Source organism: Allokutzneria multivorans, from assembly GCF_039537405.1.
GTDB classification, from domain to species: domain Bacteria; phylum Actinomycetota; class Actinomycetes; order Mycobacteriales; family Pseudonocardiaceae; genus Allokutzneria; species Allokutzneria multivorans.
Window position 1 is genome coordinate 296814 of sequence record NZ_BAABAL010000006.1, and the last position, 22899, is coordinate 319712.

23 protein-coding genes are annotated in these 22899 nt (G+C 70.2%); 11 read left to right on the forward strand and 12 right to left on the reverse strand.

What is annotated here, in order from left to right; translation table 11 throughout:
• Positions 1–206: 206 nt before the first annotated feature.
• The 3 genes from ABD798_RS11170 (at position 207) to ABD798_RS11180 (ending at position 2024) form a co-directional block, all read left to right on the forward strand.
• Positions 207–1052: an inositol monophosphatase family protein gene (locus ABD798_RS11170; RefSeq protein WP_344873483.1), complete on the forward strand. Its 846-nt coding sequence runs from the start codon at positions 207–209 to the stop codon at positions 1050–1052.
• 80 nt (positions 1053–1132) lie between these two features.
• Positions 1133–1528, forward strand: a complete 396-nt coding sequence (locus ABD798_RS11175) for a hypothetical protein (protein WP_344873485.1) — start codon at positions 1133–1135, stop codon at positions 1526–1528.
• 109 nt (positions 1529–1637) lie between these two features.
• Positions 1638–2024, forward strand: coding sequence for a hypothetical protein (locus ABD798_RS11180; protein ID WP_344873487.1), 387 nt, complete (start codon positions 1638–1640; stop codon positions 2022–2024).
• A 39-nt stretch (positions 2025–2063) separates the two neighbouring features.
• Here ABD798_RS11180 and ABD798_RS11185 read toward each other — a convergent pair whose 3' ends face one another.
• Positions 2064–3158 (reverse strand): DUF3558 family protein, encoded by a 1095-nt coding sequence (locus ABD798_RS11185; protein WP_344873489.1) that lies wholly within the window; start codon positions 3156–3158, stop codon positions 2064–2066.
• Between the two features lie 62 nt (positions 3159–3220).
• Positions 3221–3946, reverse strand: a complete 726-nt coding sequence (locus ABD798_RS11190) for a DUF3592 domain-containing protein (protein WP_344873491.1) — start codon at positions 3944–3946, stop codon at positions 3221–3223.
• Between the two features lie 62 nt (positions 3947–4008).
• On the opposite strand from ABD798_RS11190, the gene ABD798_RS11195 reads away from it, so the two are divergent.
• Both ABD798_RS11195 and ABD798_RS11200 read left to right on the forward strand, forming a co-directional pair.
• A complete protein-coding gene (locus ABD798_RS11195) occupies positions 4009–5268 on the forward strand; it encodes an isochorismate synthase (RefSeq protein WP_344873493.1) in 1260 nt (419 codons plus the stop codon).
• A gap of 114 nt (positions 5269–5382) precedes the next feature.
• The gene (locus tag ABD798_RS11200; protein WP_344873495.1) at positions 5383–5850 is read left to right on the forward strand and encodes a CHAP domain-containing protein; all 468 of its coding nucleotides are present in this window, start codon (positions 5383–5385) and stop codon (positions 5848–5850) included.
• 54 nt (positions 5851–5904) lie between these two features.
• On the opposite strand, the gene ABD798_RS11205 is transcribed toward ABD798_RS11200, so the two are convergent.
• Positions 5905–7416, reverse strand: a complete 1512-nt coding sequence (locus ABD798_RS11205; RefSeq protein ID WP_344873497.1) for a M1 family metallopeptidase — start codon at positions 7414–7416, stop codon at positions 5905–5907.
• Between the two features lie 123 nt (positions 7417–7539).
• Complete coding sequence (gene menD / locus ABD798_RS11210; RefSeq protein ID WP_344873499.1) at positions 7540–9228, reverse strand: 2-succinyl-5-enolpyruvyl-6-hydroxy-3-cyclohexene-1-carboxylic-acid synthase; 1689 nt, start codon at positions 9226–9228, stop codon at positions 7540–7542.
• Between the two features lie 41 nt (positions 9229–9269).
• Between menD and ABD798_RS11215 the strand changes: the two genes are divergently transcribed.
• From ABD798_RS11215 to ABD798_RS11230, 4 genes are all read left to right on the forward strand, one after another.
• Positions 9270–10181 carry a 1,4-dihydroxy-2-naphthoyl-CoA synthase gene (locus tag ABD798_RS11215; RefSeq protein ID WP_344873501.1) on the forward strand — a complete coding sequence of 304 codons (912 nt, stop codon included), beginning with the start codon at positions 9270–9272 and terminating at the stop codon, positions 10179–10181.
• On the forward strand, positions 10181–11326 hold the full coding sequence (menE, locus tag ABD798_RS11220) for an o-succinylbenzoate--CoA ligase (RefSeq protein WP_344873503.1): 1146 nt from the start codon (positions 10181–10183) through the stop codon (positions 11324–11326). Before ABD798_RS11215 ends, menE begins: the two co-directional genes overlap by 1 nt.
• 143 nt (positions 11327–11469) lie before the next feature.
• Positions 11470–12681, forward strand: coding sequence for a hypothetical protein (locus ABD798_RS11225; protein WP_344873505.1), 1212 nt, complete (start codon positions 11470–11472; stop codon positions 12679–12681).
• 248 nt (positions 12682–12929) lie between these two features.
• A complete protein-coding gene (locus ABD798_RS11230; protein ID WP_344873507.1) occupies positions 12930–13802 on the forward strand; it encodes a 1,4-dihydroxy-2-naphthoate polyprenyltransferase in 873 nt (290 codons plus the stop codon).
• On the opposite strand, the gene cds1 is transcribed toward ABD798_RS11230, so the two are convergent.
• From cds1 to ABD798_RS11245, 3 genes are read right to left on the reverse strand one after another with little or no spacing between them, the layout of a single operon-like run.
• Positions 13803–14891, reverse strand: coding sequence for an L-cysteine desulfhydrase Cds1 (gene cds1 / locus ABD798_RS11235; RefSeq protein WP_344873509.1), 1089 nt, complete (start codon positions 14889–14891; stop codon positions 13803–13805).
• 9 nt (positions 14892–14900) lie between these two features.
• Complete coding sequence (locus ABD798_RS11240) at positions 14901–15200, reverse strand: DUF4229 domain-containing protein (RefSeq protein WP_344873511.1); 300 nt, start codon at positions 15198–15200, stop codon at positions 14901–14903.
• A gap of 9 nt (positions 15201–15209) precedes the next feature.
• Positions 15210–15701, reverse strand: a complete 492-nt coding sequence (locus ABD798_RS11245) for an Lrp/AsnC family transcriptional regulator (RefSeq protein ID WP_344873513.1) — start codon at positions 15699–15701, stop codon at positions 15210–15212.
• A 169-nt stretch (positions 15702–15870) separates the two neighbouring features.
• On the opposite strand from ABD798_RS11245, the gene ABD798_RS11250 reads away from it, so the two are divergent.
• A complete protein-coding gene (locus tag ABD798_RS11250) occupies positions 15871–16074 on the forward strand; it encodes a BldC family transcriptional regulator (RefSeq protein ID WP_086828932.1) in 204 nt (67 codons plus the stop codon).
• A 91-nt stretch (positions 16075–16165) separates the two neighbouring features.
• Here ABD798_RS11250 and ABD798_RS11255 read toward each other — a convergent pair whose 3' ends face one another.
• On the reverse strand, positions 16166–17149 hold the full coding sequence (locus tag ABD798_RS11255) for a LysR family transcriptional regulator (RefSeq protein ID WP_344873515.1): 984 nt from the start codon (positions 17147–17149) through the stop codon (positions 16166–16168).
• A 507-nt stretch (positions 17150–17656) separates the two neighbouring features.
• Here ABD798_RS11255 and ABD798_RS11260 point away from each other — a divergent pair.
• Entirely contained in the window at positions 17657–17848 is a 192-nt protein-coding gene (locus ABD798_RS11260) for a hypothetical protein (RefSeq protein ID WP_344874029.1), read from the forward strand.
• 71 nt (positions 17849–17919) lie between these two features.
• Here ABD798_RS11260 and ABD798_RS11265 read toward each other — a convergent pair whose 3' ends face one another.
• From ABD798_RS11265 to ABD798_RS11280, 4 genes are all read right to left on the reverse strand, one after another.
• Complete coding sequence (locus ABD798_RS11265) at positions 17920–19326, reverse strand: nucleotide-binding protein (protein WP_344873517.1); 1407 nt, start codon at positions 19324–19326, stop codon at positions 17920–17922.
• Between the two features lie 103 nt (positions 19327–19429).
• Positions 19430–20377 (reverse strand): c-type cytochrome biogenesis protein CcsB, encoded by a 948-nt coding sequence (gene ccsB / locus ABD798_RS11270; protein WP_344873995.1) that lies wholly within the window; start codon positions 20375–20377, stop codon positions 19430–19432.
• Complete coding sequence (resB, locus tag ABD798_RS11275) at positions 20374–21930, reverse strand: cytochrome c biogenesis protein ResB (RefSeq protein ID WP_344873519.1); 1557 nt, start codon at positions 21928–21930, stop codon at positions 20374–20376. Before resB ends, ccsB begins: the two co-directional genes overlap by 4 nt.
• On the reverse strand, positions 21930–22712 hold the full coding sequence (locus ABD798_RS11280; protein WP_344873521.1) for a cytochrome c biogenesis CcdA family protein: 783 nt from the start codon (positions 22710–22712) through the stop codon (positions 21930–21932). The genes resB and ABD798_RS11280 overlap by 1 nt, the downstream gene beginning before the upstream one ends.
• Positions 22713–22899 lie beyond the last annotated feature (187 nt).

Here is a 22899-nt window from a genome sequence, read left to right on the forward strand (position 1 = left end):
CCCTTCCAGCCCGGCTCGCACCGCTTGCACGAAGGGTCGGCGAACGGTGGGCGAAGTCCTGGTTCGGGGTACCCCCGGCGCGCTCGGGCAACGCCTGGACACCCACGTATGCACAGACGTCTGACCCGCACTTTTGGCCTGGTGATCCTCACCACGTCACCTCGGTTTCGCGCTGCGGACACCGATCACGGTCACGCTCGGACGGCATGACGGCCTTGTCCTCCCAGCCGGTGCCCTCGCTCGAACCGGCACTGCTCTCCCGCGCTCTGGAGGTGGCGGGGCGGCTGGCCAACGACGCCGCGGACGTGATCACCGCCACGGCCGGGCGCGACGTGCGCCCCGAGACCGACGAGTCGCCCTTCGACTGGGTCACCGATACCGGACGCACCCTGGAACGGCACACCCGGCGCGTGCTCGCGACGGAGTTCCCCGGAGTTCCGGTGATCGGCGAGGAGTCGGGTGCGGGCAAGCTGCCGGTCGCGGCCTCCACCGAGTACCGCTGGGTGGTGGACCCGGTGGACGGCACGATCAACTACGTCGCGGGCATCCCGTGGTGCTCGTTCAGCCTGGCGCTCATCGACCGGTTCGGCCCCGTCGTCGGCGTGGTCGCCGATCCCTACCGAGCCCAGATCTACGCGGCGGCGCGCGGAAGGGGCACCAGGGCCAACGGCACGCCAGTGCGCCTGGCTCCCCGCGCAGCGCTCGCGGGCGGAGTGGTCTGCACCGAGCTGAGCAGGGGTGGGATCTGGCCGGGCATGGCCGAGTTCACCGAGCGCGCCGGGCAGGCCAGGGTCGCTGTGCGCGTGCTCGGCTCGACGGCGCTGGCGATCGCGCAGGTGGCGCTGGGCCACGCGGTCGGCGCGGTGCTGCACGACTACGAGGAGTGGGACGTGGCCGGGGCGCTCGCACTGGCGACGGAGGCCGGAGCGGTGGTGCTGGACCGCGACGGACACCCCCGGGCGCTCCCGGAGGGCGGGCTGCTCGTCGCGGCCCCGGAGTTCGCCGCCGACCTCCTGTCCTGGTGGCGCGCGGAGCCCCTGCCGCAGCGTTGAGTGATCGTTTAGCCCTCCTCTCTACGGTGCGCTCACACCGGGTCCCCACCCTCATCGCACCAGTACGAGAGGAAATTTCGGTGTTCTTCAAGAACGCGGTCCGCCGCGTCGCGGTCAGCGCGGCCGTCGTCGCGGCGACCATGTCGACACTGGTCGTCCCGGCCCAGGCAACGGTGTCGGGCTGCAACGTCGACACGTGCATCCTGATCAAGGGTGAAGGTCTGCACGTCGACCACATCAGGGTCGGCATGGACGCTTGGACTCTCGAGCGCGACGCCCACTTCCGCATCTGGGGCGGCGGCATCGACATGAACACCCCCAGGAAGACCTACAGCTGGAACCGCCACATCCATTTCACGCTGGAGCTCAGCCGCAGCGTGCCCCGCGGCACGAAGTTCTGCACGGAGGGTTGGGAGCACATGCCCGACGGCAGCTTGAAGTCGATGGGCCTCCCCTGCGCAACGGTCACGGGCTGAACCGGAGCGGCAGCGGGTCGCTCGTTCAGCGCGGCCCGCTGCCGCGACTTACGCTCTCGCCGAATCCCGGTCCCCACCGTCGTCGCACGACAGTGAGAGAGGGATTCCGGTGCTCTTCAAGAATGTGTTCCGCCGCGCCGCGGTCAGCGCGGTCGCCGTCACGGCCGCCATGTCGACGCTCGTCGTCCCTGCCCAGGCGGGAATGTCGGGCTGCAACGACATCACGTGCATCACCATCAACGGCAGCGGCCTGTCGGTGCACTCGATCAGGGCCTCACTGACCTGGCGGAGCAAGATCTACGGCCACTTCCACATCTGGGGCGGCGGCATCGACATGAACACCCACACCGCGACCTGGACGCATCCGGAGGGCTACACGCTGCGCGTCGGGCGCGACCTGCCCAACCGCTCCGTGGTGTGCGTCCAGGGGTGGGAGCACCAGAGCGGCGGTGGCACGCGGTCGATCGGCCGAGCCTGCGGAGAGATCAAGTTCTGAGCGGTCGCGGCGGGGGCGCGTGCCCCCGCCGCACCCCTGTCAGCCCAGGTTCCCCACGACGGTGGCGGCCATCTTGTCGACGACCTCGCACGGCTTCAGCGACTGCGGCGGGGCCTTCTGACCGAGCTGGGGGTTCAGCTGCGTCGGGCTCAGATCGACGCTGATCAGGTGGCCGGTGATGCTGCCCTTCGGATCAGACGGCTTGTAGGTCAGGTTCACCGAGCAACTCTCCGGCAGATCCATGAAGGGCTTGTTCAACCGGATACCGCTGAGTCCCGCGATGGTCACCGCGGGCGTGTCCGCGGTGACCTCCTGCTCGACGTTGTACTGGTAGAGCACGTTGACGGTGTAGCTGTACGGATCGCCCGGCTTCGTCAACGCGATCCGGCAGCCGTGCGGGTGGTAGCGGCCGGGCAAGCCCTGGGACGACCAGCCGGGGAACTCGCCGAGGAGCTGCTGCCGTGTGGCGCACGGATCCTTGTCGATCAACGTCTTGCCGGTGAGCGGTGTGGTGCGGGCGGGCATGGCGAGCAGCTTCTTCGCGATCGCGCCGGCGTACGCCCTGGCATCCGCGCACGCCTCCGGCCAGGCGCCCTTGGACTTGTAGCCGCTGACCACGAAGGCGTAGCCGGTGTCCTCGATCGGCAGGTAGGCGGAGCAGGAGCCCTCCGACCCGGCTCCCTTCGCCTGGTAGACCTTGTGGCCCGCGACGTCGAACTCATCGTCCTTCGCCCGGTCGATGTCGGTGTAGACCTTGGGCGAGATCTCGAAGCGGTGCGTCGGCACCTCCGTGCCGGAGTTACCGGAGCGGATCTTGCAGCCGGACAGGCCCGGCCCCATGAACACGGTCTGCGGGTCGCCGAACTTCTTCATCGGCTCCGGGTCGAGCGACTGGCACACGTCGGAAGCGCGCAGCTTCGCCATCAGCGCGGCCCCGGCCTCGGAGGTGATCACCCTGTTGGTCTCCTCCGCGGCGGACTTCGCCGAGACGGAGGTCGGGACCACGCGCTTGGTGGTCGGGGGCGGTGGCCCCGCTTCCGCGCTGCCCACGACGGAGGACGTGCAACCGGCGAGGAAAGCCGTGACGAGCCCGGCCGCGGCGATCGCGGTGGTTCGACGGGAGATCGTGTCCATTCGTAGCCCCCAGGAAGTCTTTGCCGGGCCGGAACCTACCGGAAGATCGTGGCCCGAACGGTCTAGCGACGCAGCAGGTCGGACGAGTCGACGACCATCACGGGTTCCCTGCGCGGGCGGGTCTTCGCCCGATGCAGCAGCCAGAGCACGCCACCCGCGACGGCCCACACCACCAGGACGATGGTGAGCGCGGGCACCAGCGTCAGCCACGCGCCCCGGCCCGCGACGCGCACGAGGTCCGGGTTGGCCTGGTCGTACTCGACCCTGACCACCTGGCCGACCTGGAGCCCGCCCGGGTAGAGCACGCCGTCGCGCGGCACCCGCACGGCGCTGTCCGGGGTGCTGAAGCGCACCACGGTGCGGTTGTAGGAGGCCGACATCACCTCGGCGGCGGCCACGCCGGGACGCGCGGTGATCTTGAAGTCGTTCGTGTAGGCGCCGACGACCAGGATCACGCAGGACGCGGTCACCAGGCAGGCGAGGCCGAGCGTGATCAGCGTGGCCCTGCGGAGGTCGCGGGCCTGGGTGCGGATGGCCCCCCAGACGGCGCGGGCCTGGGCGAAGCGGGGGCCGCGCAGCTCGTCGGCCTCGGCCTGCGCGCTCGCGCGCACCGCGGCGTCGAGCGTCCCGTCCCCCGCAGCGTCCGTGGCCCCCGCCGATCCGGTGATCTTGTCGCCCGCGCCGGTGGAGGGGTCGGCCGCGTCCGCCGCGCGCGCGTCGACAGCGGTGCCGCCCGGCGTGCCGCCCGGCGTGTCGCCCGGCGTGCTCACGACTGCGTCCTCCGCCACATCGGGTCACTTTATGCCAGACCGGCGACGCGTCCCGCGCACGTGGCTCATACGCTCGAAGGGTGACCAGCGCTCCGGAGAAGGGCATCGCAGCCAGGCTGCGCGTGCACAGCCGCCCGATGGGCGCGGACACCGAACTGCTGGACCTGCTGCCCACTCCCGAGGGCGTGCTGACGTGGGTGCGCGACGGGGAAGGCCTGGTCGGCTGGGGCGAGGCCGCCCGGTACGCGCCGAGCGGGCCGAACCGCTTCGTCGACGCGGAGCTGTGGTGGCGCTCGGTGTGCGAGCGCGCCGAGGTGCTCGACGAGGTCGGACTGCCGGGTTCGGGAGCGGTCGCGTTCGCGAGCATGGCCTTCGCCGACCACCCCGGTGACTCGGTGCTCGTGGTGCCGAGGGTGCTCGTGGGCAGGCGCGGCGGGACGACGTGGGTCACCGAGATCGGCCCGGTCGACGGCGGCTCTCCGGTGAACCGCTCGGTGCAGCCGGTGCGGCGGACCGGGACCGTGCGCTACTCCGAGGGCGAGCTGCCGGTGACCGGCTACCGGCACGCGGTGCGCGCGGCGGTGGACCGGATGCGCGCGGGCGAACTGGGCAAGGTGGTGCTCGCGCACGACCTGCTCGCGACGGCGGACGAGCCGTTCGACCCCCGGTTCCTGCTGCACGGGCTGGCCGGGCGCTACCCGAGCTGCTGGGTCTACGCGGTGGAGGGCCTGCTCGGCGCCACCCCGGAGATGCTGCTCAGCAAGCTCGACGACGAGGTCACCTCGCGGGTGCTCGCCGGGACCAGCTGGCCGCACGAGGGCGTGACCGCCGACGAGCTGGCCGCGCAGCTGCTGAGCTCGGCGAAGAACCGCGAGGAGCACGCCTACGCCGTGGAGTCCCTCGTGGACACCCTGCGGCCGCACTGCGCGACGCTGGAGGCCCCGGACGCGCCCGAGGTGCTGCGCCTGCCGAACGTGCTGCACCTGTCCAGCGATGTGACCGGGCGGCTGCGCTCGACCGCGAACGCGCCCTCCCTGCTGCGGCTGGCCGCCGCCGTGCACCCGACCGCGGCCGTCGGCGGGACGCCGCAGAAGGCCGCCGTGGAGATGATCACCGAGCTGGAGCGGATGGACCGGGGCCGCTACGCCGGGCCGGTCGGCTGGATCGACGCGAACGGGGACGGCGAGCTGGGCATCGCGCTGCGCTGCGCCCAGGTCAGCGGGGCGACCGCGCGGTTGTTCGCCGGGTGCGGGCTCGTCGCGGACTCCGATCCGGATTCCGAGGTCACAGAGGCAGCGGCCAAACTCGTGCCCATTCGCGACGCTTTGGAAGGCAACTGACCAGCAGGAACTGAGCTGCATTCATTTTCGGGCTGCGCCGAAAAGTGAGTCACTGCTTCCAAAAGAAGAATTCGAACAAGACAGGCACTTGGGGCTTGCTTAGCCTTTCGCGGCATGAAGCGAACCAGCAGCATCGCACTCGCGGCACTCTTCTCGGCGATCACGGTGATCGTTCCGACGTCCGCTGAGGCCGCGACGGAATATCCTTACGCGAACAGTGCGGTCGGCAAGACCGACAAGTGGGGGTTCCTCACGCGGTACTGCACGTCCTACGTTGCGTACCGGCTGGACAAGCGCGGGATCACGTTCAAGAACGCGAAGTACAAAGGCGTCTTCTTCGGCGACGCGGGCACGTGGGACGACAAGGCCAGAAACGCGGGACTCACCGTGAACAGGACGCCCAAGGTCGGCGCGGTCGCCGTCTGGGGCAGCAACATGGGCGGCGGAGCGGGTCACGTCGCCATCGTTTCCGCCGTCAGCGGCAGCAAGGTCACGGTCCAGGAGTACAACGTCCGCGTCTCGCACGGTTACGGCAAGCGCGACATCGGCTCGATCAAGCCCGCGAGCTACATCCACTTCTGACACGTCCGGCCCCGCGACTTCGAGCCACGGGGCCGGACGGGAGGAACCGAAGAACTACTTGGTGTTCATGCTGTGCATGATGCGGTGCCCGGCCTCGATCTTCGCGATCGACTTCGGAACGACGTTCGCCCGCACGCCGGGAGCCTTGGACTGAACCGACTGGTCGGCGCTCAGCTGCGGCTTGCCCTTGGTGAACAACCACTTCTGGAACAGGTCGTAGAGCGGCTTTCCGGAGATCTTCTCCGACAGCGCGATGAACTGCTCGATGGTGGCGTTGCCGTACTTCTTGTCGGTGTTCCAGGTCTTCAGGATCTTCTTGAAGGTGTCCAGACCCACCGCGTTGCGCAGCTGGTGCAGCGCCATCGGACCACGGGTGTAGACGCCGAAGCCGTCGAAGAGCTTGGCCGGGGTCGGGTCGCCGGTGACGACCTGCCAGGCCGGGTCCTCGGCGGGGCGCTGGTAGTAGTGGTCGAAGATCTCCTGCGCGGTGCCCTCGCCCTTGGCCTCCGACCAGAGCCACTCCGCGTAGCTCGCGAAGCCCTCGTTCAGCCAGATGTTGCGCCACTTGGCCACCGAGACCGAGTCGCCCGCCCACTGGTGCGCCAGCTCGTGCACGACGACCGACACGTGCGAGCCTGCCGAGAAGAACGCCGGGCTGTACACCGGGCGGGTCTGGTTCTCCAGTGCGAAGCCGAGGCCGGAGCTGGGCACGACGCCGCCCTGGGCCTCGAAGGGGTAGTCGCCGAAGTAGTCCTCGAGGAAGGCGATGACCTCGGGGGTGCGCTCGATGCTCGCCTTGGCAGCGTCCGCGGCCTCGCCGAGGTTGGTGCCGTAAGCGTTCACCAGCGGCTGGCCCTTGTGCCCGGTACCCGTCACGACCTCGTACTTGCCGACCGCGAGGAAGGTCAGGTAGGTGGCCTGCGGCTTGGTGCTGCGCCAGTTCCACCTGGTCCACCCGGCGCGGCTGGACTTGCCCGCGAGCTTGCCGTTGGACAGCGCGGCCGTACCGTCGGGCACGGAGACGGAGACGTCGAAGGTGGCCTTGTCCGTCGGGTGGTCGTTGCTCGGGTACCACCACGCGGAGACGTGCGGCTCGTCGACCGCGAGCGCGCCGTCCGGCGTGCGCTTCCAGTTGTTCTGGCCGTCGATGGTGATCGTCGACGGGGTGGCCTCGTACTCCACGACGATCGTGGTGAGCAGTCCCTGGTGGACCTGCTGCGCCGGGGTGACCTTGAGCTCGGTCCCGGTGCGGCTGAACTTCGCAGGCAGGTTGTTGACCAGGACCGACTTCGGGTCGATGGCGAAGTCGAGGTTGAACTCCGTCAGCCGCTGGGTGGGCTTGGCCGTGATGACCGTGGTGCCCCAGAGCTTGTCGTCGGCGGGCTGGTAGCGCAGCCGGATGTCGTAGTGCGAGACGTCGTAGCCGCCGTTGCCGTCACCCGGGTAGTACTCGTCACCGATTCCGGGGGCGCCGACGTCGTTCGGCCCTGCGGCGGCGGGCCAGGCGAGCAGCGCGATCGCGGCAGCCGCGGCCGCCCCCACGCGCAGGCTGTGTTTACGCAGCACGGAAATCGAACCTCTCCGTCATGGCCGACTCCCCACGCAGCCGACTCGGCTTGCAACCTAGACCCGGGAAATCGCGGGACACCAGGACGTTTTCTTCACATCCACCTGGTGGGACTGAAATGCTCAGCCCTTGCGCCGCACCGCCGCACGCAGACGTTCGTGCAGGTCACGCAGGCCGGAGCGCTCCGTTCGCACCTCGACCACGCGCAGTCCTGACCCCGGCGCCAGTGCGTGAAGAAATTCTTCACGGGTGTCCACCCGAACATGCGGAACCCGGTACGCCGCGCACAAAGAGGCAAGATCCGCGCCGTGCGGAGTGGCGAAAACCCGCTCGAAGGAATCAGCGTGCTCGGCCGATCCCTGCTCCAACAAGGAGAAGATCCCGCCGCCGTCGTCGTTGAGCACCACGATCGTCAGGTCCGGCCGCTGCTCCGCCGGACCGATCAGCAGGCCGTTGGCGTCGTGCAGGAAGGTCAGGTCGCCGAGCAGCGCCGCGCCCCACGGTCCGATCCGCTCATCGCCGTCGTGCGCGCCGAGAACGGCTCCCACGGCAGAGGAAACGCTGCCGTCGATCCCGGCGAGGCCTCGGTTGGCCAGCACGTCCGGCCGCGCGGTCGCCGCGACGAGGTCGACATCGCGCACGGGGTTGGAGGAGCCGAGGAACAGCACGGCGTCGCGCGGCATCGCGGCGAGGAGGTCCCGGGCGACGTGCAGTCCGGTCGGCCACGGCTCCGCCGCGAGGAAGTCCTCGACCGCGCGCGCGGCAGCTTCGTCCGCGTTCTGCCAGCTGTTCAGCCATTCCAGCTCGGCCTCGCGGTCGACCAGGGCGAGCGGGCCGACGGAGGTGGCTTGGTGTTGCGGGTCGATCCAGTCCGCGCTGTGGTCGACCACGTGCACCAGCGGGGTCGTTCGCAGCAACCGCTGCACTGCGCGCGTGAGCGTCGGGCGCCCGACGACCACGAGGGCTTCAGGGCGAAGTTCTTCCAGTCCCAGCAACAAGGTTCCGTGTCGCAGCAGCGTTGCCTTGGTCGAGCTGACACCACCCGCGCCGCCCGGCTCGGCGAGCACCGGCCAGCCGCGCTCCGCCGCGATCTCACCGATCTCGTTGCCGGCGCCCCACTTCGCCGCGCCCACGACGACGAGCGTGCGCGCGGGGAGGTCGATCGACTCGACCGCGACGATCTCGCCGCTGGTCCGCCTCAAGGTCCAGGGCGCGTCGTTTTCTCTACCCACCAACGGTTCCGGCCAGTCGTCGGTCGAGTCCGGCACGAGCGGCTCGCGGAACGGGATGTTCACGTGCACCGGGCCATCGCTCTCGGCACGGGCGACCGCGCGGCAGATCATGCTGCGCCACACCGCGTTCTGACCCTGCCGAGCCTCAGCCACCGGAAAGTCCACTGTGGACACGTGCGGCGCGAAGACCCCGTGCTGCCACGTGGTCTGGTTCGCCCCGGTCCCCATCAGCTCCGGTGGCCGGTCAGCGGTGAGCAGGATCAGCGGCTCCGCCGAGTGAAAGGCCTCCAGCACGGCGGGGTGCAGGTTCGCCACGGCGGTGCCGGAGGTGCACGCCAGCGCCACGAGCCCCCTGCGCTGTGCAGGCAGACCGAGCCCCTTGGACAGGCCGAGCGCGAGGAAGCCCGCGCTGCGCTCGTCGATCCGCACGTGCAGGGTGAGCCGCCCGGCCTTCGCGGCGTCGTGCAGCGCGAAGGACAGCGGGGCGTTGCGGGAGCCGGGGCAGAGCACGACGTGCCGGACGCCGTTGCGGACGAGTTCGTCGACCACGACGCGCGCCTGCGCTGTAGACGGGTTCACCGGTTCAACACCCTTCCCTGGACCCGCCTATTCTCGCAGGCGTGCCGTCCAACCAGGTCTCAGAGCTGTTCGATCCGGCCGCGTGGCGGGTCGTCGAGGGCTTCGACTTCACCGACATCACCTACCACCGTGCCGTGGACCAGGGCACGGTGCGGATCGCCTTCAACCGCCCGGAGGTGCGCAACGCCTTCCGCCCGCACACCGTCGACGAGCTCTACCGCGCGCTCGACCACGCGCGGATGAGCTCCGACATCGGCTGCGTGCTGCTGACCGGCAACGGTCCGTCCGCCAAGGACGGCGGCTGGGCCTTCTGCTCCGGCGGTGACCAGCGCATTCGTGGCCGCGACGGCTACCGCTACGCCGAGGGCGAGACCTCCGACACCATCGACCCGGCGCGCGCGGGGCGGCTGCACATCCTGGAGTGCCAGCGGCTGATCCGCTTCATGCCGAAGGTGGTCATCGCCGTGGTCCCTGGCTGGGCGGCCGGTGGCGGGCACAGCCTGCACGTGGTGTGCGACCTCACCCTGGCCAGCGCCGAGCACGCGAAGTTCAAGCAGACCGACGCCGACGTGGGCAGCTTCGACGCGGGCTACGGCTCGGCGTACCTGGCTCGGCAGACCGGCCAGAAGTTCGCGCGGGAGATCTTCTTCCTCGGCCGCACCTACGACGCCGAGAAGATGCACCGGATGGGCGCGGTCAACGAGGTCGTGCCGCACGCGGAGCTGGAGTCCACGGCCCTGGAGTGGGCGAAGGAGATCAACGGCAAGTCGCCGACCGCGCAGCGCATGCTCAAGTACGCGTTCAACATGATCGACGACGGCCTGGTCGGCCAGCAGCTGTTCGCGGGCGAGACCACGCGCCTGGCCTACATGACCGACGAGGCCGTCGAGGGCCGCGACTCCTTCCTGGAGAAGCGCGCGCCCGACTGGTCCCGCTTCCCCTACTACTACTGATGCGCGAGCTGGTCGCGGTCTCGTCCCCCGACGTCCTCGGGGCGTTGGGGGCCGCGCTCGACGGCACGGGCCCGGCCCTGCTGCCGATCGGGCCGGGCGAGACCGCGATCTCCTCCTTGACGGGTCCCGTCGAGGACGAGATCGCGCTGGTCGTGGCCACTTCGGGCTCGACCGGTCAGCCCAAGGGCGTGCTGCTGTCCGCGGCGGCTCTGCGCGCGTCGGCCGAGGCCACGCACGCACGGCTCGGCGGACCGGGCACGTGGCTGCTCGCGCTCAGCGCGCACCACATCGCCGGAGTGCAGGTGCTGATCCGGTCGCTGCTGGCCGGGTCGGAGCCTGGAGTGCTCACCGGCCAAGGGTTCCGGCCGTCCGCCTTCGCCGACGCCGCGCGTGCCGTCCTCGACCGTGCTGGCAGGCACTACACGTCGTTGGTGCCGACGCAGCTGGTGCGGCTGCTCGCCGACGGAGGCGCTGGCCTGGAGGCTCTGGCGGCCTTCGACGGCGTGCTGCTCGGCGGGGCCGCGACTCCGGCTGAGCTGCTCTCCCAGGCTCGTGCGGCGGGCGTCTCCGCGGTCACCACCTACGGCATGAGCGAGACCTGCGGCGGCTGCGTCTACGACGGCATTCCGTTGGACGGAGTGCGGGTGCGGCTTGACGAGGACGGCCGGATCTCGTTGTCCGGCCCGGTGTTGGCCAGCGGCTATCGCGGAGCCTCCCCGACTTCGGCCTTCGCCGAAGGCTGGTTCCACACCAACGACCTCGGCCAGGTCGAGCCCGACGGTCGGCTCACCGTGCTCGGCCGAGCCGACGACATGATCATTTCTGGTGGCGTGAACGTGGCCCCCGCACTGGTGGAGCGGGTCCTCTGCGCGGAGCCTGACGTGCTGGAGGCCTGCGTGTTCGGCCTACCCGACCCCGAGTGGGGGCAGCTCGTCGCCGCCGTCGTCGTACCCGCTGACCAGGCAGCTCCGCCCAGCTCCGCGCGGCTGCGCGCACTCGTCAGCGACCGCCTCGGCGGGCCGTTCGCACCCAAGCGGATCGCCGTCGTCCCCGAGCTGCCCCTGCGCGGGCCGGGCAAGGTCGACCGCCGTGCCCTCGCCGCGACGATGATCAATATGAAGAATAGCGGCATTATTTCACGTTAGGCAGAACGGTTACTCGCTGCCTCAATTGCTTCGCAGGTTGTTGACAATCCACCAAGCGCGAAGTTTCCCTTGCGCCGTGCGGGACGCGTGCCCCCCTGCTGCGAGTTCGCTCGCTACGCGCGTCCCGGGAACGGAGAGCAGTCGTGGCTTCGACCAGACTGCGGCGAGCTGTGGCGTCCGCCGCCCTGTGCGCCGCTATGGGAACGACCTTCCTGTCGATCGGCCCGGTCTCCCTGGCCGCCCCCGCGGAGACCGCGTGGAACCCCGACCTCAGCCAAATCACCGACGACGACGCCAACGTCCGCTTCACCGGCGGAGCGCTGCGCCTCGCCGGTGAGCCCGTCCGCTCGGCCAGCGCCATGCACGACCGCGACGAGGGCAGCCTCGTGCTCGCCGCGCACGAGCTGGCCGCGCCCGCCAACCGCATCGGCGCCACCGTGGACGCCACGGTCCCCGGCGACGCCCAGGTCTCCGTCGACGTGCGCGGCGAGCTGGCCGGGGGCGAGTGGAGCGAGTGGACCACCGCCCCCGCCGAACTCCCCGAGGCGACCAAGCGCGTCGAGGTCCGCATCGCCATGGTCAACTCCGGTGACGGCCGCAGCCCCGAGGTGCGCGGCGTCCGGCTCTCCGCCGAGTCCGGCCCCCAGGCCGCCGCCGAGCCGCGTGCCGCCGCGCGCAGCTACCGCGTCTACGCCACCCGCGAAGGCCTCGTCGGCGGCACCACCGCGAACGGCCACGTGATCAAGTCGCGCGACCACTTCGTGGCGCTGCCGTCCGGGAAGTCGTTGGCGCCCAAGAACACCGGCACCTACAGCGTGAAGGTCTGCACCGCAACGCGCTGCGCTTGGGCCGCCGTGTGGGACAAGGGCCCGTGGAACATCAAGGACGACTACTGGAACCCCTCCGCCCAGCGCGAGATGTGGAAGAACCTCCCGCAGGGCAAGCCCGAGGCCCAGGCGGCGTACCAGGACAAGTACAACGGCGGTAAGGACGGCTTCGGCCGCGTCGTGCAGAACCCCGCAGGCATCGACCTCGCCGACGGCACGTTCTGGGACGGCCTGAAGCTCAACGACAACGCGTGGGTCACCGCGACGTACCTGTGGACCGGCACCGGCACCTTCGGCACCGTCCGCAGCACCAGCGGCGGCCCCGTCAACGTCCGCAACGCCGCCAAGGCCACCGCCACCCAGGTCGGCATGGCGGGCAACCACGCCCGCGCACAGGTCACGTGCCAGGTCACCGGTGACAGCGTCGCCGGATCGCAGGGCACCTCCAACGTCTGGTTCCGCATCCACACCAACATGTACATCCCCAAGGCCTACGTCGCCGGCGTGGCCTCCGCCCCCGCCTGCTAACCCCCCGTTTTAAGCCCTGAACGACCCGTTCAGTGCGCTCAACGCACCAAACGGGTCGTTCAGGTCCTCCCCCACCACCTCAATGACTCATTCAGCTACTCCGACGCACCAAACGACCCGTTGAGGGCTCCCAACGCACTGAACGGGTCGTTCAGTGCGTTGAGCGCACCAAACGGGTCGTTCGGGGCTTCGGGGTGCGGTGTGGACCCTCGGAGTGCGTGGGGTGGGGTGTCGGCGAAGATGTGCTCATGGCCTCACTCGCCCAGTGGATCGAGGGCGCTCGCCCGCGCACGCTGCCCAACGCCGTCGCCCCAGTGCTGGTCGGCTCCGGCGCGGCGTACGGCGTCGGTGGCTTCTCGTGGCTGCACACCGCGCTCATCCTGCTGATGTCGCTCGCGCTGATCGTGGGCGTGAACTACGCCAACGACTACTCCGACGGCATCAGGGGCACCGACGAGGACCGCGTCGGCCCGCTCCGGCTGGTCGGGTCGGGGGCGGCGAAGCCGAAGACCGTGCTGATCGCGGCATGGGCCAGCCTGGGGCTCGCGGCGGTGCTCGGTGTGACCGTGGTGGTGCTGACGGGCCAGTGGCTCATGCTCGCGGTCGGGGCGCTCTGCATCGTCGCGGCGTGGTTCTACACGGGCGGGAAGCGGCCCTACGGCTACTCGGGCTTCGGCGAGCTGGCCGTGTTCGTGTTCTTCGGCTTGGTCGCGGTGCTGGGCACGCTCTTCGTGCAGGCGGACATGGTCAGCGGCGTCTCGATCGGCGCGGCGGTGGCGGTGGGCGCGTTCTCCAGCGCGGTGCTGATCGCCAACAACCTGCGCGACATCCCCACCGACTCCGAGACCGGCAAGCTCACGCTGGCCGTGCGCCTCGGCGACCGCGACACCCGCAGCCTCTACACCGCCGTGCTCGCGGTGCCGTTCCTGATGACCGTGCTGCTCGGACTCCGCCAACCGTTGACACTGCTGGGTTTCCTGGCGCTGCCGATCGCGATCCCCGCGCTGCGCCGAGTGCTCGGCGGCCGAACCGGCATGGAGCTGATCCCCGTCCTGCGCGACACCGGCATGGCGATGCTGGTGTGGTCGATCGGCACCAGCATCGGCCTCGCACTGGGCTAGTCAGCCGGTCCACTCGCCGGAGGCGTGGAACTTCTCCAACACCTGCGTCGCCGAGCTGATGTCGATGTTCTCGCGCTCCAGCCAGGCGTCGTCGTAGTAGGTGTTGGCGTAGCGCTCCCCACCGTCGCAGAGCAGGGTCACGACGCTGCCCTGCCTGCCGTCGGCGCGCATCTTCGCGATCAGCTGGAAGGCGCCCCACAGGTTGGTCCCGGTCGAGCCGCCGACGCGCCTGCCGAGCAGCTCCTCGGCGTGGCGGATCGTCGCGATGGACGCCGCGTCGGGGACCTTGATCATGCGGTCGATGACCTGGCCGACGAAGGAGGGCTCGACGCGGGGACGGCCGATGCCCTCGATGCGGGAGCCGCGTTCGCCGACGAGGCCGGGCACGGTGTCGCGCCACGCGTCGAAGAACACGGAGAACTCGGGGTCGACCACGGCGAGGCGGCTGCGCAGCCTGCGGTAGCGGACGAAGCGGCCGATGGTCGCGCCGGTGCCGCCGGTGCCCGCGCCGACGACGACCCACTCCGGGACGGGGAAGCGCTCCAGCGCCATCTGCTCGAAGATCGACTCGGCGATGTTGTTGTTGCCGCGCCAGTCGGTCGCGCGCTCGGCGTGGGTGAACTGGTCCATGAAGTGCCCGCCCAGCTCGGCGGCGAGGCGGTGGGACTCCTCGTAGAGCGCGCCGGCCTCGTCGACGAAGTGGCAGCGGCCGCCCTGGCGCTCGATCAGCGCGATCTTCTCGCGGCTGGTGGAGCGGGGCATCACGGCGATGAACGGCAGCCCGAGCAGCCGCGCGAAGTACGCCTCGGACACGGCGGTCGAGCCGGAGGAGGCCTCGATCACCGGCGTGCCCTCGGTCACCCAGCCGTTGCAGATCGCGTACAGGAACAGCGAGCGCGCGAGCCGGTGCTTCAGCGAGCCGGTCGGGTGGGTGGACTCGTCCTTGAGGTAGAGGTCGATCCCCCACTCCAACGGCAGCGGGTACGGCAGCAGGTGCGTGTCGGCACTGCGGTTGGCGTCGGCGTCGATGATCCGGACCGCCTCGTTGACCCAGTCCCTGGTCTGCTCACAACACCGGTCGACATGCATACCCGGACTTTACGTCCCGGCTTCGCCCCGCAGCTCGGCGCGGAACGCCGCACGCTCGGCCCTGCGGCGCTCGCCGGCCTCGGCGAGGCCGGTCGCCACGCGCACGCGCAGTCCCTTGAAGATCACCAAGGAGGCGGGCAGCGCCACCACGAGCGCGACGAGCAGCGCGACCAGCAGCGGCACGTTCACCAGGACCAGCAGCGCGGCGACGGCCGCGACGGTGCCGAACCGCGCCACGGTGTACAGCGCGATGTCGCGCGTCAACTCCGCCTTTGAGGTCGTCGCCTTCGAGCTCGAGGTATCGGACACGCCCACAGGTTACGCGCCGGGCCCGACGATGGTCGGCACCGGCGGTGCGCTGACCGAGCCGGGGGTGTTCGGACGGCCCTCGAAGCGCGTGGAGAGCACGACGGTGGTCCTGGTGCGGGCCACCCCGGCGATCCGCCGCAGTCGCCCCAGCGTGCGCTCCAGCTCGTCCACGGTGGCCACGCGGACCTTCACCACGAACGCCTCGTCGCCCGCGACCGCGTAGCAGCTCTCGACCTCGGGCAGCTCGGCGAGCGCCGCGGCCACCTCGTCGTCGTCACCGGTGTCGGTCGGCTGGATGCCGACGAGCGCGGTGACCCCGAGCCCGACCGCGCTCGGATCGACCATCGCGTGGTAGCCGGTGATCACCCCGGCGGTCTCCAGCTTGCCAACGCGCTCGTGCACCGCGGAAGCGGAGAGCCCGACCTGTCTTCCCAGGTCGGCGTAGGTGGCCCTGCCGTTGTCCCGCAGCGCCGCGATGATCTTTCGGTCGACAGCGTCCATGGTCGCAAGAGCGTAGAGCCTCCCCGCGCGCTCCGGTCGACCTGCCCGAAGCGCACGTTTCGTCCCTTACCTACCCATTACCTCTAGACAAACGTTCGAGTACCTGGGGCCTCGGGTGCCACGATGCCCGAGTACGACTCACGATCAAGGGGAGGACACCGTGACGACGATGCGAGCGGCGGTTCGGCCGTCCAGCGAGCGCCTGCTGACCCCGGGCGAGGTCGCGACGCTGTTCCGGGTCGACCCGAAGACGGTGACCAGGTGGGCCACCGCGGGCCGGATCGGATCGATCAGGACGCCCGGAGGGCACCGCAGGTTCCGGGAGTCCGAGGTGAACTCCCTGCTCGCCGAGCTGACCACCGAGGCAGGCTGAGCCGGGCACACCTCAACGAGCTTTCCCACGAGTCGCCAACCACTCCAAACCCGCCGGGGTTTGTGGTGGTTGGCGACTCGTGCGAGCGGGGTCAGGCGATCGCCGGGTGGGCTTCGGGGTGGGTGTCCCACCAGCGCGCGAAGCTGTCGTTGTACTCGACCAGCCCCAGGTAGGCGTCGGCGGCTGCCAGCCGGACCAGCTCGCCGTTCTCCGCGAAGCGCTCGCTCGACCACGCCACGTCCAGCCGCCGCACGATCGGATCGCCGACCAGCGGCCGCACCACGATCCCCAGGCCCTCCCGCGAGGTCGCCTGGGCAAGGCTCACGCACTGCCCGCTCGCGACGAAGCTGCGCGCGGCGGTGGTCTCCGTCGCGTGGTGCCTGATCCTGGGCTCGAAGCCCGCGCGCTGGCACGCCCTGCGCAGGTGCGCCGACTCCCCCGAGTCGAGCAGCGGATCGATGATCCACGACTCCTCGGCGAGGTCTGCCAGGTCGATCTCGGCCTTGCCCGACAACGGGTGCTGGTCGCCGAGCGCCACGAACACCGGCTCCACCGCGACCAGCTCCATGCGCCGCACCGACGGCAGCACCGGCAGCTCGTGCCCGGCGAACTGCTCGACCACGACCACGTCGAGGCGGTCGGAGTCGATCATCCGCAGCAGCGCGAGCGAGGACTGCTCCGCGTGGCTGTAGACCTCGGTCTCGTTCTCCGGGCGCAGCGAGCTGAAGGCCCTCCGCAGGCTCAGCGCGAGCTTGGCCGCGATCGGCCCCGGCACCGCGCCGATGCGCAGCAGCATCGGTTGTTCGCAGACCTCCAACTGCGCGGTCCAGGACCGCAGCTCCTCCAGTTCGGCCAGGACGGTGCGCGCTTTGGCCAGCGCGTAGCGGCCGTAGGCGGTCGGTTCGACGCCGCTGGGCGAGCGCTCGAAGAGCGGGATGCCCATGGTGCGCTCGATGCGTTGCAGCTGGGCGGACAAGGACGGTTGGGACAGCCCCAGGGTGGCCGCCGCCCTGGACACGCTTCCGGTGTCCGCGACGGTCAGCAGAACTCGGAGGTGCCGCACCTCAAGCTCCATAACCCGGATGCTATGGCGACTTGGGATGTGTGCTCCTCCGCTCAACGGGTCATATTTGGGTTCAGTAATTCACACATCCGCTCCGAGAGGAGATGGCGCGAGGACCAAGTGGAGCAGTGCACGCCGGTGGCCGCGGCGCCCGCGGCCGGTCGGTGTGCGCTGACGGAGCGGCGGCGAGCAGCAGCTCGGGACCGTGGCGCCTTTCCGAGGTCGTGAGCCCCTTGCGAGGGCAGGGGGACCGAGGGAGGACGTCGCGAGGTGGCCGAAGTCCCGGCGCGCCACGTCGCTCACGGGGCGGGGCAACGGACCCGGTTCCGCCCCTCCTCACCCGGTGAACCTGCGGCGGCGGACGTTCACCGGGTAGGGACCTCACCCCCGGTTCGCTCCCCGATCACTACAGTGGTCGGTGAGCGAACCGGGGTTTTTGCCGTTGGTCGCGAACAACCCCGGTAAGACGTCGGAACGGCGGGCTACCCTCAGCCGTGTCGGACGTGGGAGGAGGCAGCGGTGTTGTACCTGTACATGCTGGCGGCGATCGGTGCGGTGACCATCTCCGCACTGCTCTGGAGGGCCTTCGGCCCCGAGCAGACGAGCAAGCCGCGCTCCGCGAGCCTCGCACCGGACGACGACCCCGAGTTCCTGCGCCGCCTCGACGAGCGCAAGCGTCGCGAGCGCCGCGATCCTGAAGAGGGTCAGTAGCAGCAGAGGGCTGAGCCAGAACGGAAAGAAGGGGCGTCCCGAGCGGGGCGCCCCTTCTTCGTGCCACAGGTTCAGTTCGAGCGGGCGCGCGCCACCGCGTGCGGGAAGTCGTCGGCGACGACGGCGCCGAGCTCCAGCATGGCGAGGCGGGTCTCCGGGGCGAGCTGGTCCAGCTCGATCTCCGCGCCCTCCTCCAGGTGCGGGTCGAACGGGATCATGCAGACCGCGCGGCAGCGCGAGGCGAAGTGCTCGGCCAGCTTGTTCAGGTCGACCTTGCCGGAGCCCGGCCGCACCGAGTTGATCACCGCGACGGAGCGGGTGACCAGGTCGCGGTAGCCGTGCGCGTCCAGCCAGTCCAGCGTCGCCGACGCGCTGCGGGCGCCGTCGATGGAGCCGGAGGAGACGATCACCAGCGAGTCGGCGAGGTCGAGCACGCCCTTCATCGCCGAGTGCATCAGTCCGGTGCCGCAGTCGGTCAGCACGATGTTGTAGAAGAGCTCCAGCAGGTCGACCGTGCGGCGGTAGTCGTCCTCGCTGAAGGCCTCCGACACCGCGGGGTCCTGCTCGCTGGCCAGCACTTCGAGCCTGCTCGGGCCCTGCGAGGTGTAGGCGCGCACATCGCTGTAGCGGCGGATGCGCCCGGCGTCGCGCAGCAGGTGCCGCACGGTGGCCGTGGTCTCCAGCGGGATCTTCTGCGCCAGCGTGCCCCGGTCGGGGTTGGCGTCGACCGCGATCACCCGGTCCCCGCGCAGCGACGAGAACGTCGAGCCGAGGCTGGCCGTGGTGGTGGTCTTGCCGACGCCGCCCTTCAGGCTGAGCATCGCGATCTTGTAGCAGCCCTGGACCGGCTGGTTTATCCGCGCGATGAGCTCGCGGCGGTGCAGGTCCGTGGTGCTCTCACCCAGGTTGAGCAGGTGGCCGCTGGCCACGTAGACCGCGCGGCGCCAGCCGGACTGCGGCGGGCGCTTGGTCTGCTTGAGCAGCTGCGCCGAGGACAGGTCCTGCACCTGGTGCCGGGGCTGTTGCTGCTGCTGGCCCTGCTGCTGCGGGTGGGGGTAGCCGTGCTGCTGGAGGTAGCCCGGCGGCGGCTGCTGCGGGTAGCCGGGCGGCGGCTGCTGGGCGTAAGGGCTGTTCTGCTGCTGGCCCTGCTGCACCTGGTACGGCCCGGACGGACCGCCGGTGACGGGGTACGGACCCGACTGACCACCGGCGACCTGGTACGGACCGGACTGGCTGCCCTGCACCGGGTACGGCCCCGACGGGGTGCCCTGGGTCGGGTAGCCGGAGACCTGGTGCGGCCCGGACGGACCGGACGGGTTCTGCGCGGGCAGGGACCCGGACGGTGTCGGGTCGACCACCGGCGCGGCCTCGGTGGGCGCGTCGGCGGGCGGCGTCCACGCGGGCTGCTGGCCGCCGTTCTGCGGCGGGGTCCACGCCGCGTCCTGACGCGTCTCGGGGTCCTCGTGGCGTCCGGTCACCGCTGGAGTCCCTCCTTGGGCAACGTCGAGAAGCTCGGGGGGCAAGAATTCCTCATCCCGCGGCCGACGTTAGTCGTTTATGCCGAATCGTGTTGATCCGGGGTCACACGCCCGCGTACGAGTGAAGGCCCGTCGTCACCAGGTTCACGAAGAACAGGTTGAAGATCATCGTGAGGAACGCCAGCACGTTGACCCAGGCCGAACGTGAACCGCGCCAGCCCGCCGTCGCCCGCGCGTGCAGGTACCCGGCGTAGATCACCCAGGCGATGAAGGAGACGGTTTCCTTGGGGTCCCAACCCCAGTAGCGGCCCCACGCCGACTCCGCCCAGATCGCGCCCGCGATGATCCCGAACGTGAAGATCGGGAAGGCGAAGACGGTGAGCCGGTAGGCCAGCCGGTCCAGCGATGCGGCGGCGGGCAGCTTCGGCCCCATCACCGCGAAGCGCTCCGGGTCGGCCTCGTGGGGCAACCGGATCAGGTAGAGCACCGACGCGACGCCGGAGACGAGGAAGACCCCGCTGGCGAGGATCGCGGCCGAGACGTGGATGGTGATCCAGTACGAGCGCAGCGCGGGCATCAGCGGCGCGGCCTCGACGTAGAGCAGCTTGCCCGCGACGAACAGCAGCAGCAGCATCGGCAGCATGACGAAGGCGCCGATGTGCCTGACGTCGTGCTTGCGCAGCACCACCAGCCACGCGACGACCGCGACCAGGCAGATCGCCGAGCCGAACTCGTACATGTTGCCCCACGGCACGCGCTGCGTGGCGAGCCCGCGCAGCAGCAGCGACACCCCGTGCAGGACGGCGGCGAGCACGGTCAGCGAGACGGCGGTGCGGCCGAGGCGCTCCGGCAGCGTGCGGCCCTGCGTGATCGTCGTGCCCAGGTCGGGCGCGACCTCCGCTCCACCCGCCGCGACCAGCTCGCGCTTGCGGTCGGGGTTTCGGGTGAAGCCGTACTCCGCGGCGTGCAGGACGAGCACGACCAGGTAGATGGCCAGCGCGCTGTTGAACGACCAGTCGCTGAACGTCGAGAGGTTCGAGTTGACCATCAGCGTTCCTTCCCGGGCCGCAGGAGATCCGCGGCGAGCGTGGTGAACTCCTCGCCGTAACCGGCCTGGTCGGTGCGGGCCAGCCCACCGACCTCGACCACGGTACGTGCGCTTTCGGCGCCCTCCGGCGCGGGGGTGGCGCGCAGCCAGACGCGGCGCCGCTTGATGCTCAGCGAGGCCCCGAGGCCCAGCAGCACGAGCACTCCGGCGATCAGCACGCCGAGCCTGCCCGGGTCGTAGCCGACCTGGACGCCGACCCAGCGGCCAACGCCGTCGAAGCGGATCTTGGTGCCGTCGTCGAGCGCGATCTCCTCGCCGATCCGCAGGTTCTGCCGCGCGACCTTCTTCAGCCGCCCGCCGTCCACCATGGACTTGTCGATCTCGAAGATCGACTGCCCCTTGCCGGACTCGTTGCCTAGGTCGCCGCGCATGACGTCGACGGCGACGGCGGGATCGCGCAGGTCGGGGAAGACGGAGGTCATCAGCGTGCCCTCGAAGGCCGCCGTCGGCGCGAACAGGCCGGTGACCGCGAGCTGGCCGGTGCGCCGCTTCTCCGGGTCGGTGACGCCGGGCGGGTCGAACTTCGTCGCGCCCTGGGAGAGCAGCGTGACGGTGTTCATCGTCTGCCACTGCGTCGCCTCGGTGCGCTTCTGGCCGTCCGGGAAGGTCACCGTGAAGCGCGGCGAGTACCCGTGGCCGAGCAGGTAGACCGTGCCGCCCGCGAGGCGCAGCGGGCTGTTGACCTGGAGCCCCGCCTGCTGCCACGTCCCGGCTTCCAGATCGGCGGCCTCCTGGTAGGAGACGTTGGCGTGGAAGCTGTCCGCCTGGCCGTTGCGCAGGAAGGTGGCCTCGAAGTCGTTGACGCGCACGCAGAACGGCTGCAGCTCGGTGCCGTCGACGCGCAGGCCGGGGCGGAAGCTGTCGTAGGCGTAGATGCCGGAGTTGCAGAAGCCCTGCGCGTCCCCGGCGTGGATGATCACCTGGCCCTCGAAGCCGAACATCTTGCCGAAGGCGATCGCGACCAGCATGGCCATGAGCGCGAAGTGGAAGACGAGGTTGCCCGCCTCGCGCAGGAAACCCTTCTCCGCGCTGATCGTGTGCGAGCCGTCGTCCTCAACGCGGACGTCGGTGCGCCAGCCGCGCAGCCGCTCGCGGGCCGCGGCGACGACGTCCTCCGGCGAGCTGTCCACTGTGGACTTCGCGTGGTGCGGGAGCCGCGCGAGGTTGCGCGGGGTCAGCACCGGCTTGGCCCGCATCTGCTTGGCGTACTCGGCGGTGCGCGGGATCAGGCAGCCCACCAGCGAGATGAACAGCAGCACGTAGATCGCGGAGAACCAGATGCTGCCGAAGACGTTGAACAGGCCGAGGCGGTCGAGCACCGGGGCCAGGTTCGGGCTCTCCTCGAAGTACTTCCCGACCTTGTCGCCCGCGGTGAGCCGCTGCGGCAGCAGTGCTCCGGGCATGGCCGCGAGCGCCAGCAGGAAGAGCAGGACGAGCGCCGTCCGCATGCTCGTCAGGCCGCGCCAGGTGTTGCGCAGGAACGCGAAGGTCGCCATCAGATCGGTAGCTCCGTAGTGCTGATGAGCGTGGTCTGCAACCACTGCACGAGATAGGCCCAGGTCCCGGTGACCAGCATCAGGCCGACGACGACGAGCATCACGCCGCCCGTGAGCTGAACACCCCTGGTGTGCTTGCGCAGCCAGCCCGCGCTCCGCAACGCCCAGCGCGCTCCGAGCGCCAGCAGGACGAACGGCAGCCCCAGGCCGATGCAGTACGCCAGCACGAGCACCACGCCGCGCAGCGTCGTCGGCCCGACGGAGGTGCCCGTGGCAACCGCGATCACGCCGATCAGCGTCGGGCTCAGGCACGGCGTCCACCCCAGGCCGAACACCGCGCCCAGCAGCGGAGCGCCCCACAGACCGCGCTTGCGGCCCGGCTGGCTGTGAATGCGCACATCGCGCTGGAGTCCTGGAACCAGGCCGAGGAACACCAGCCCCATTGCGATCGTCACCACTCCGCCGATGCGTTGCAGCAGTTCGACGTTGTTGTTGACCGCGTCCGAAAGGCCGAGCACGACGACCGTGGTGAGCCCGAAGACGACCGTGAACCCCGCGACGAACAGCAGCGCCGCCAGCACCACTCGCCAGCGCCCCGCCTTCGGAGCCTCATCGGCCGTGACCGCGGGAGCTTCCGAACCGGTGAGTCCGGCCAGGTAGGCGAGGTATCCCGGCACCAGGGGAATGCAGCACGGCGAAGCGAAGGAGACCGCCCCCGCGAGCAGTGCGACCGCGATCGCCAGCACCAGGGGGCCGGACATCGCGATCTCGGTGGGGCTCACGACAGTTCAGCGTAGGTACCCCGATCGTGGCCCCTCCGCCCGGGTACTCCCACCAGCCACGACATGTGTCCCACCCCACGCACCCCCTTCACCCCCGCCCCACACGCGCCCTCAATGACTCATTCAGGTACTCCAACGCGCTGAATGACTCATTGAGGTACTTGAGCGCACTGAATGAGTCATTGAG

Bases quoted from the DNA above. Each gene is read 5' to 3' on its own strand.
- ABD798_RS11170 (WP_344873483.1), top strand. From the start codon at position 207: ATGACGGCCTTGTCCTCCCAGCCGGTGCCCTCGCTCGAACCGGCACTG.
- ABD798_RS11185 (WP_344873489.1), bottom strand. From the start codon at position 3,158: ATGGACACGATCTCCCGTCGAACCACCGCGATCGCCGCGGCCGGGCTC.
- ABD798_RS11200 (WP_344873495.1), top strand. From the start codon at position 5,383: ATGAAGCGAACCAGCAGCATCGCACTCGCGGCACTCTTCTCGGCGATC.
- menE (WP_344873503.1), top strand. From the start codon at position 10,181: ATGCGCGAGCTGGTCGCGGTCTCGTCCCCCGACGTCCTCGGGGCGTTG.
- ABD798_RS11230 (WP_344873507.1), top strand. From the start codon at position 12,930: ATGGCCTCACTCGCCCAGTGGATCGAGGGCGCTCGCCCGCGCACGCTG.
- cds1 (WP_344873509.1), bottom strand. From the start codon at position 14,891: ATGCATGTCGACCGGTGTTGTGAGCAGACCAGGGACTGGGTCAACGAG.
- ABD798_RS11245 (WP_344873513.1), bottom strand. From the start codon at position 15,701: ATGGACGCTGTCGACCGAAAGATCATCGCGGCGCTGCGGGACAACGGC.
- ABD798_RS11250 (WP_086828932.1), top strand. From the start codon at position 15,871: ATGCGAGCGGCGGTTCGGCCGTCCAGCGAGCGCCTGCTGACCCCGGGC.
- ABD798_RS11255 (WP_344873515.1), bottom strand. From the start codon at position 17,149: ATGGAGCTTGAGGTGCGGCACCTCCGAGTTCTGCTGACCGTCGCGGAC.
- resB (WP_344873519.1), bottom strand. From the start codon at position 21,930: ATGGCGACCTTCGCGTTCCTGCGCAACACCTGGCGCGGCCTGACGAGC.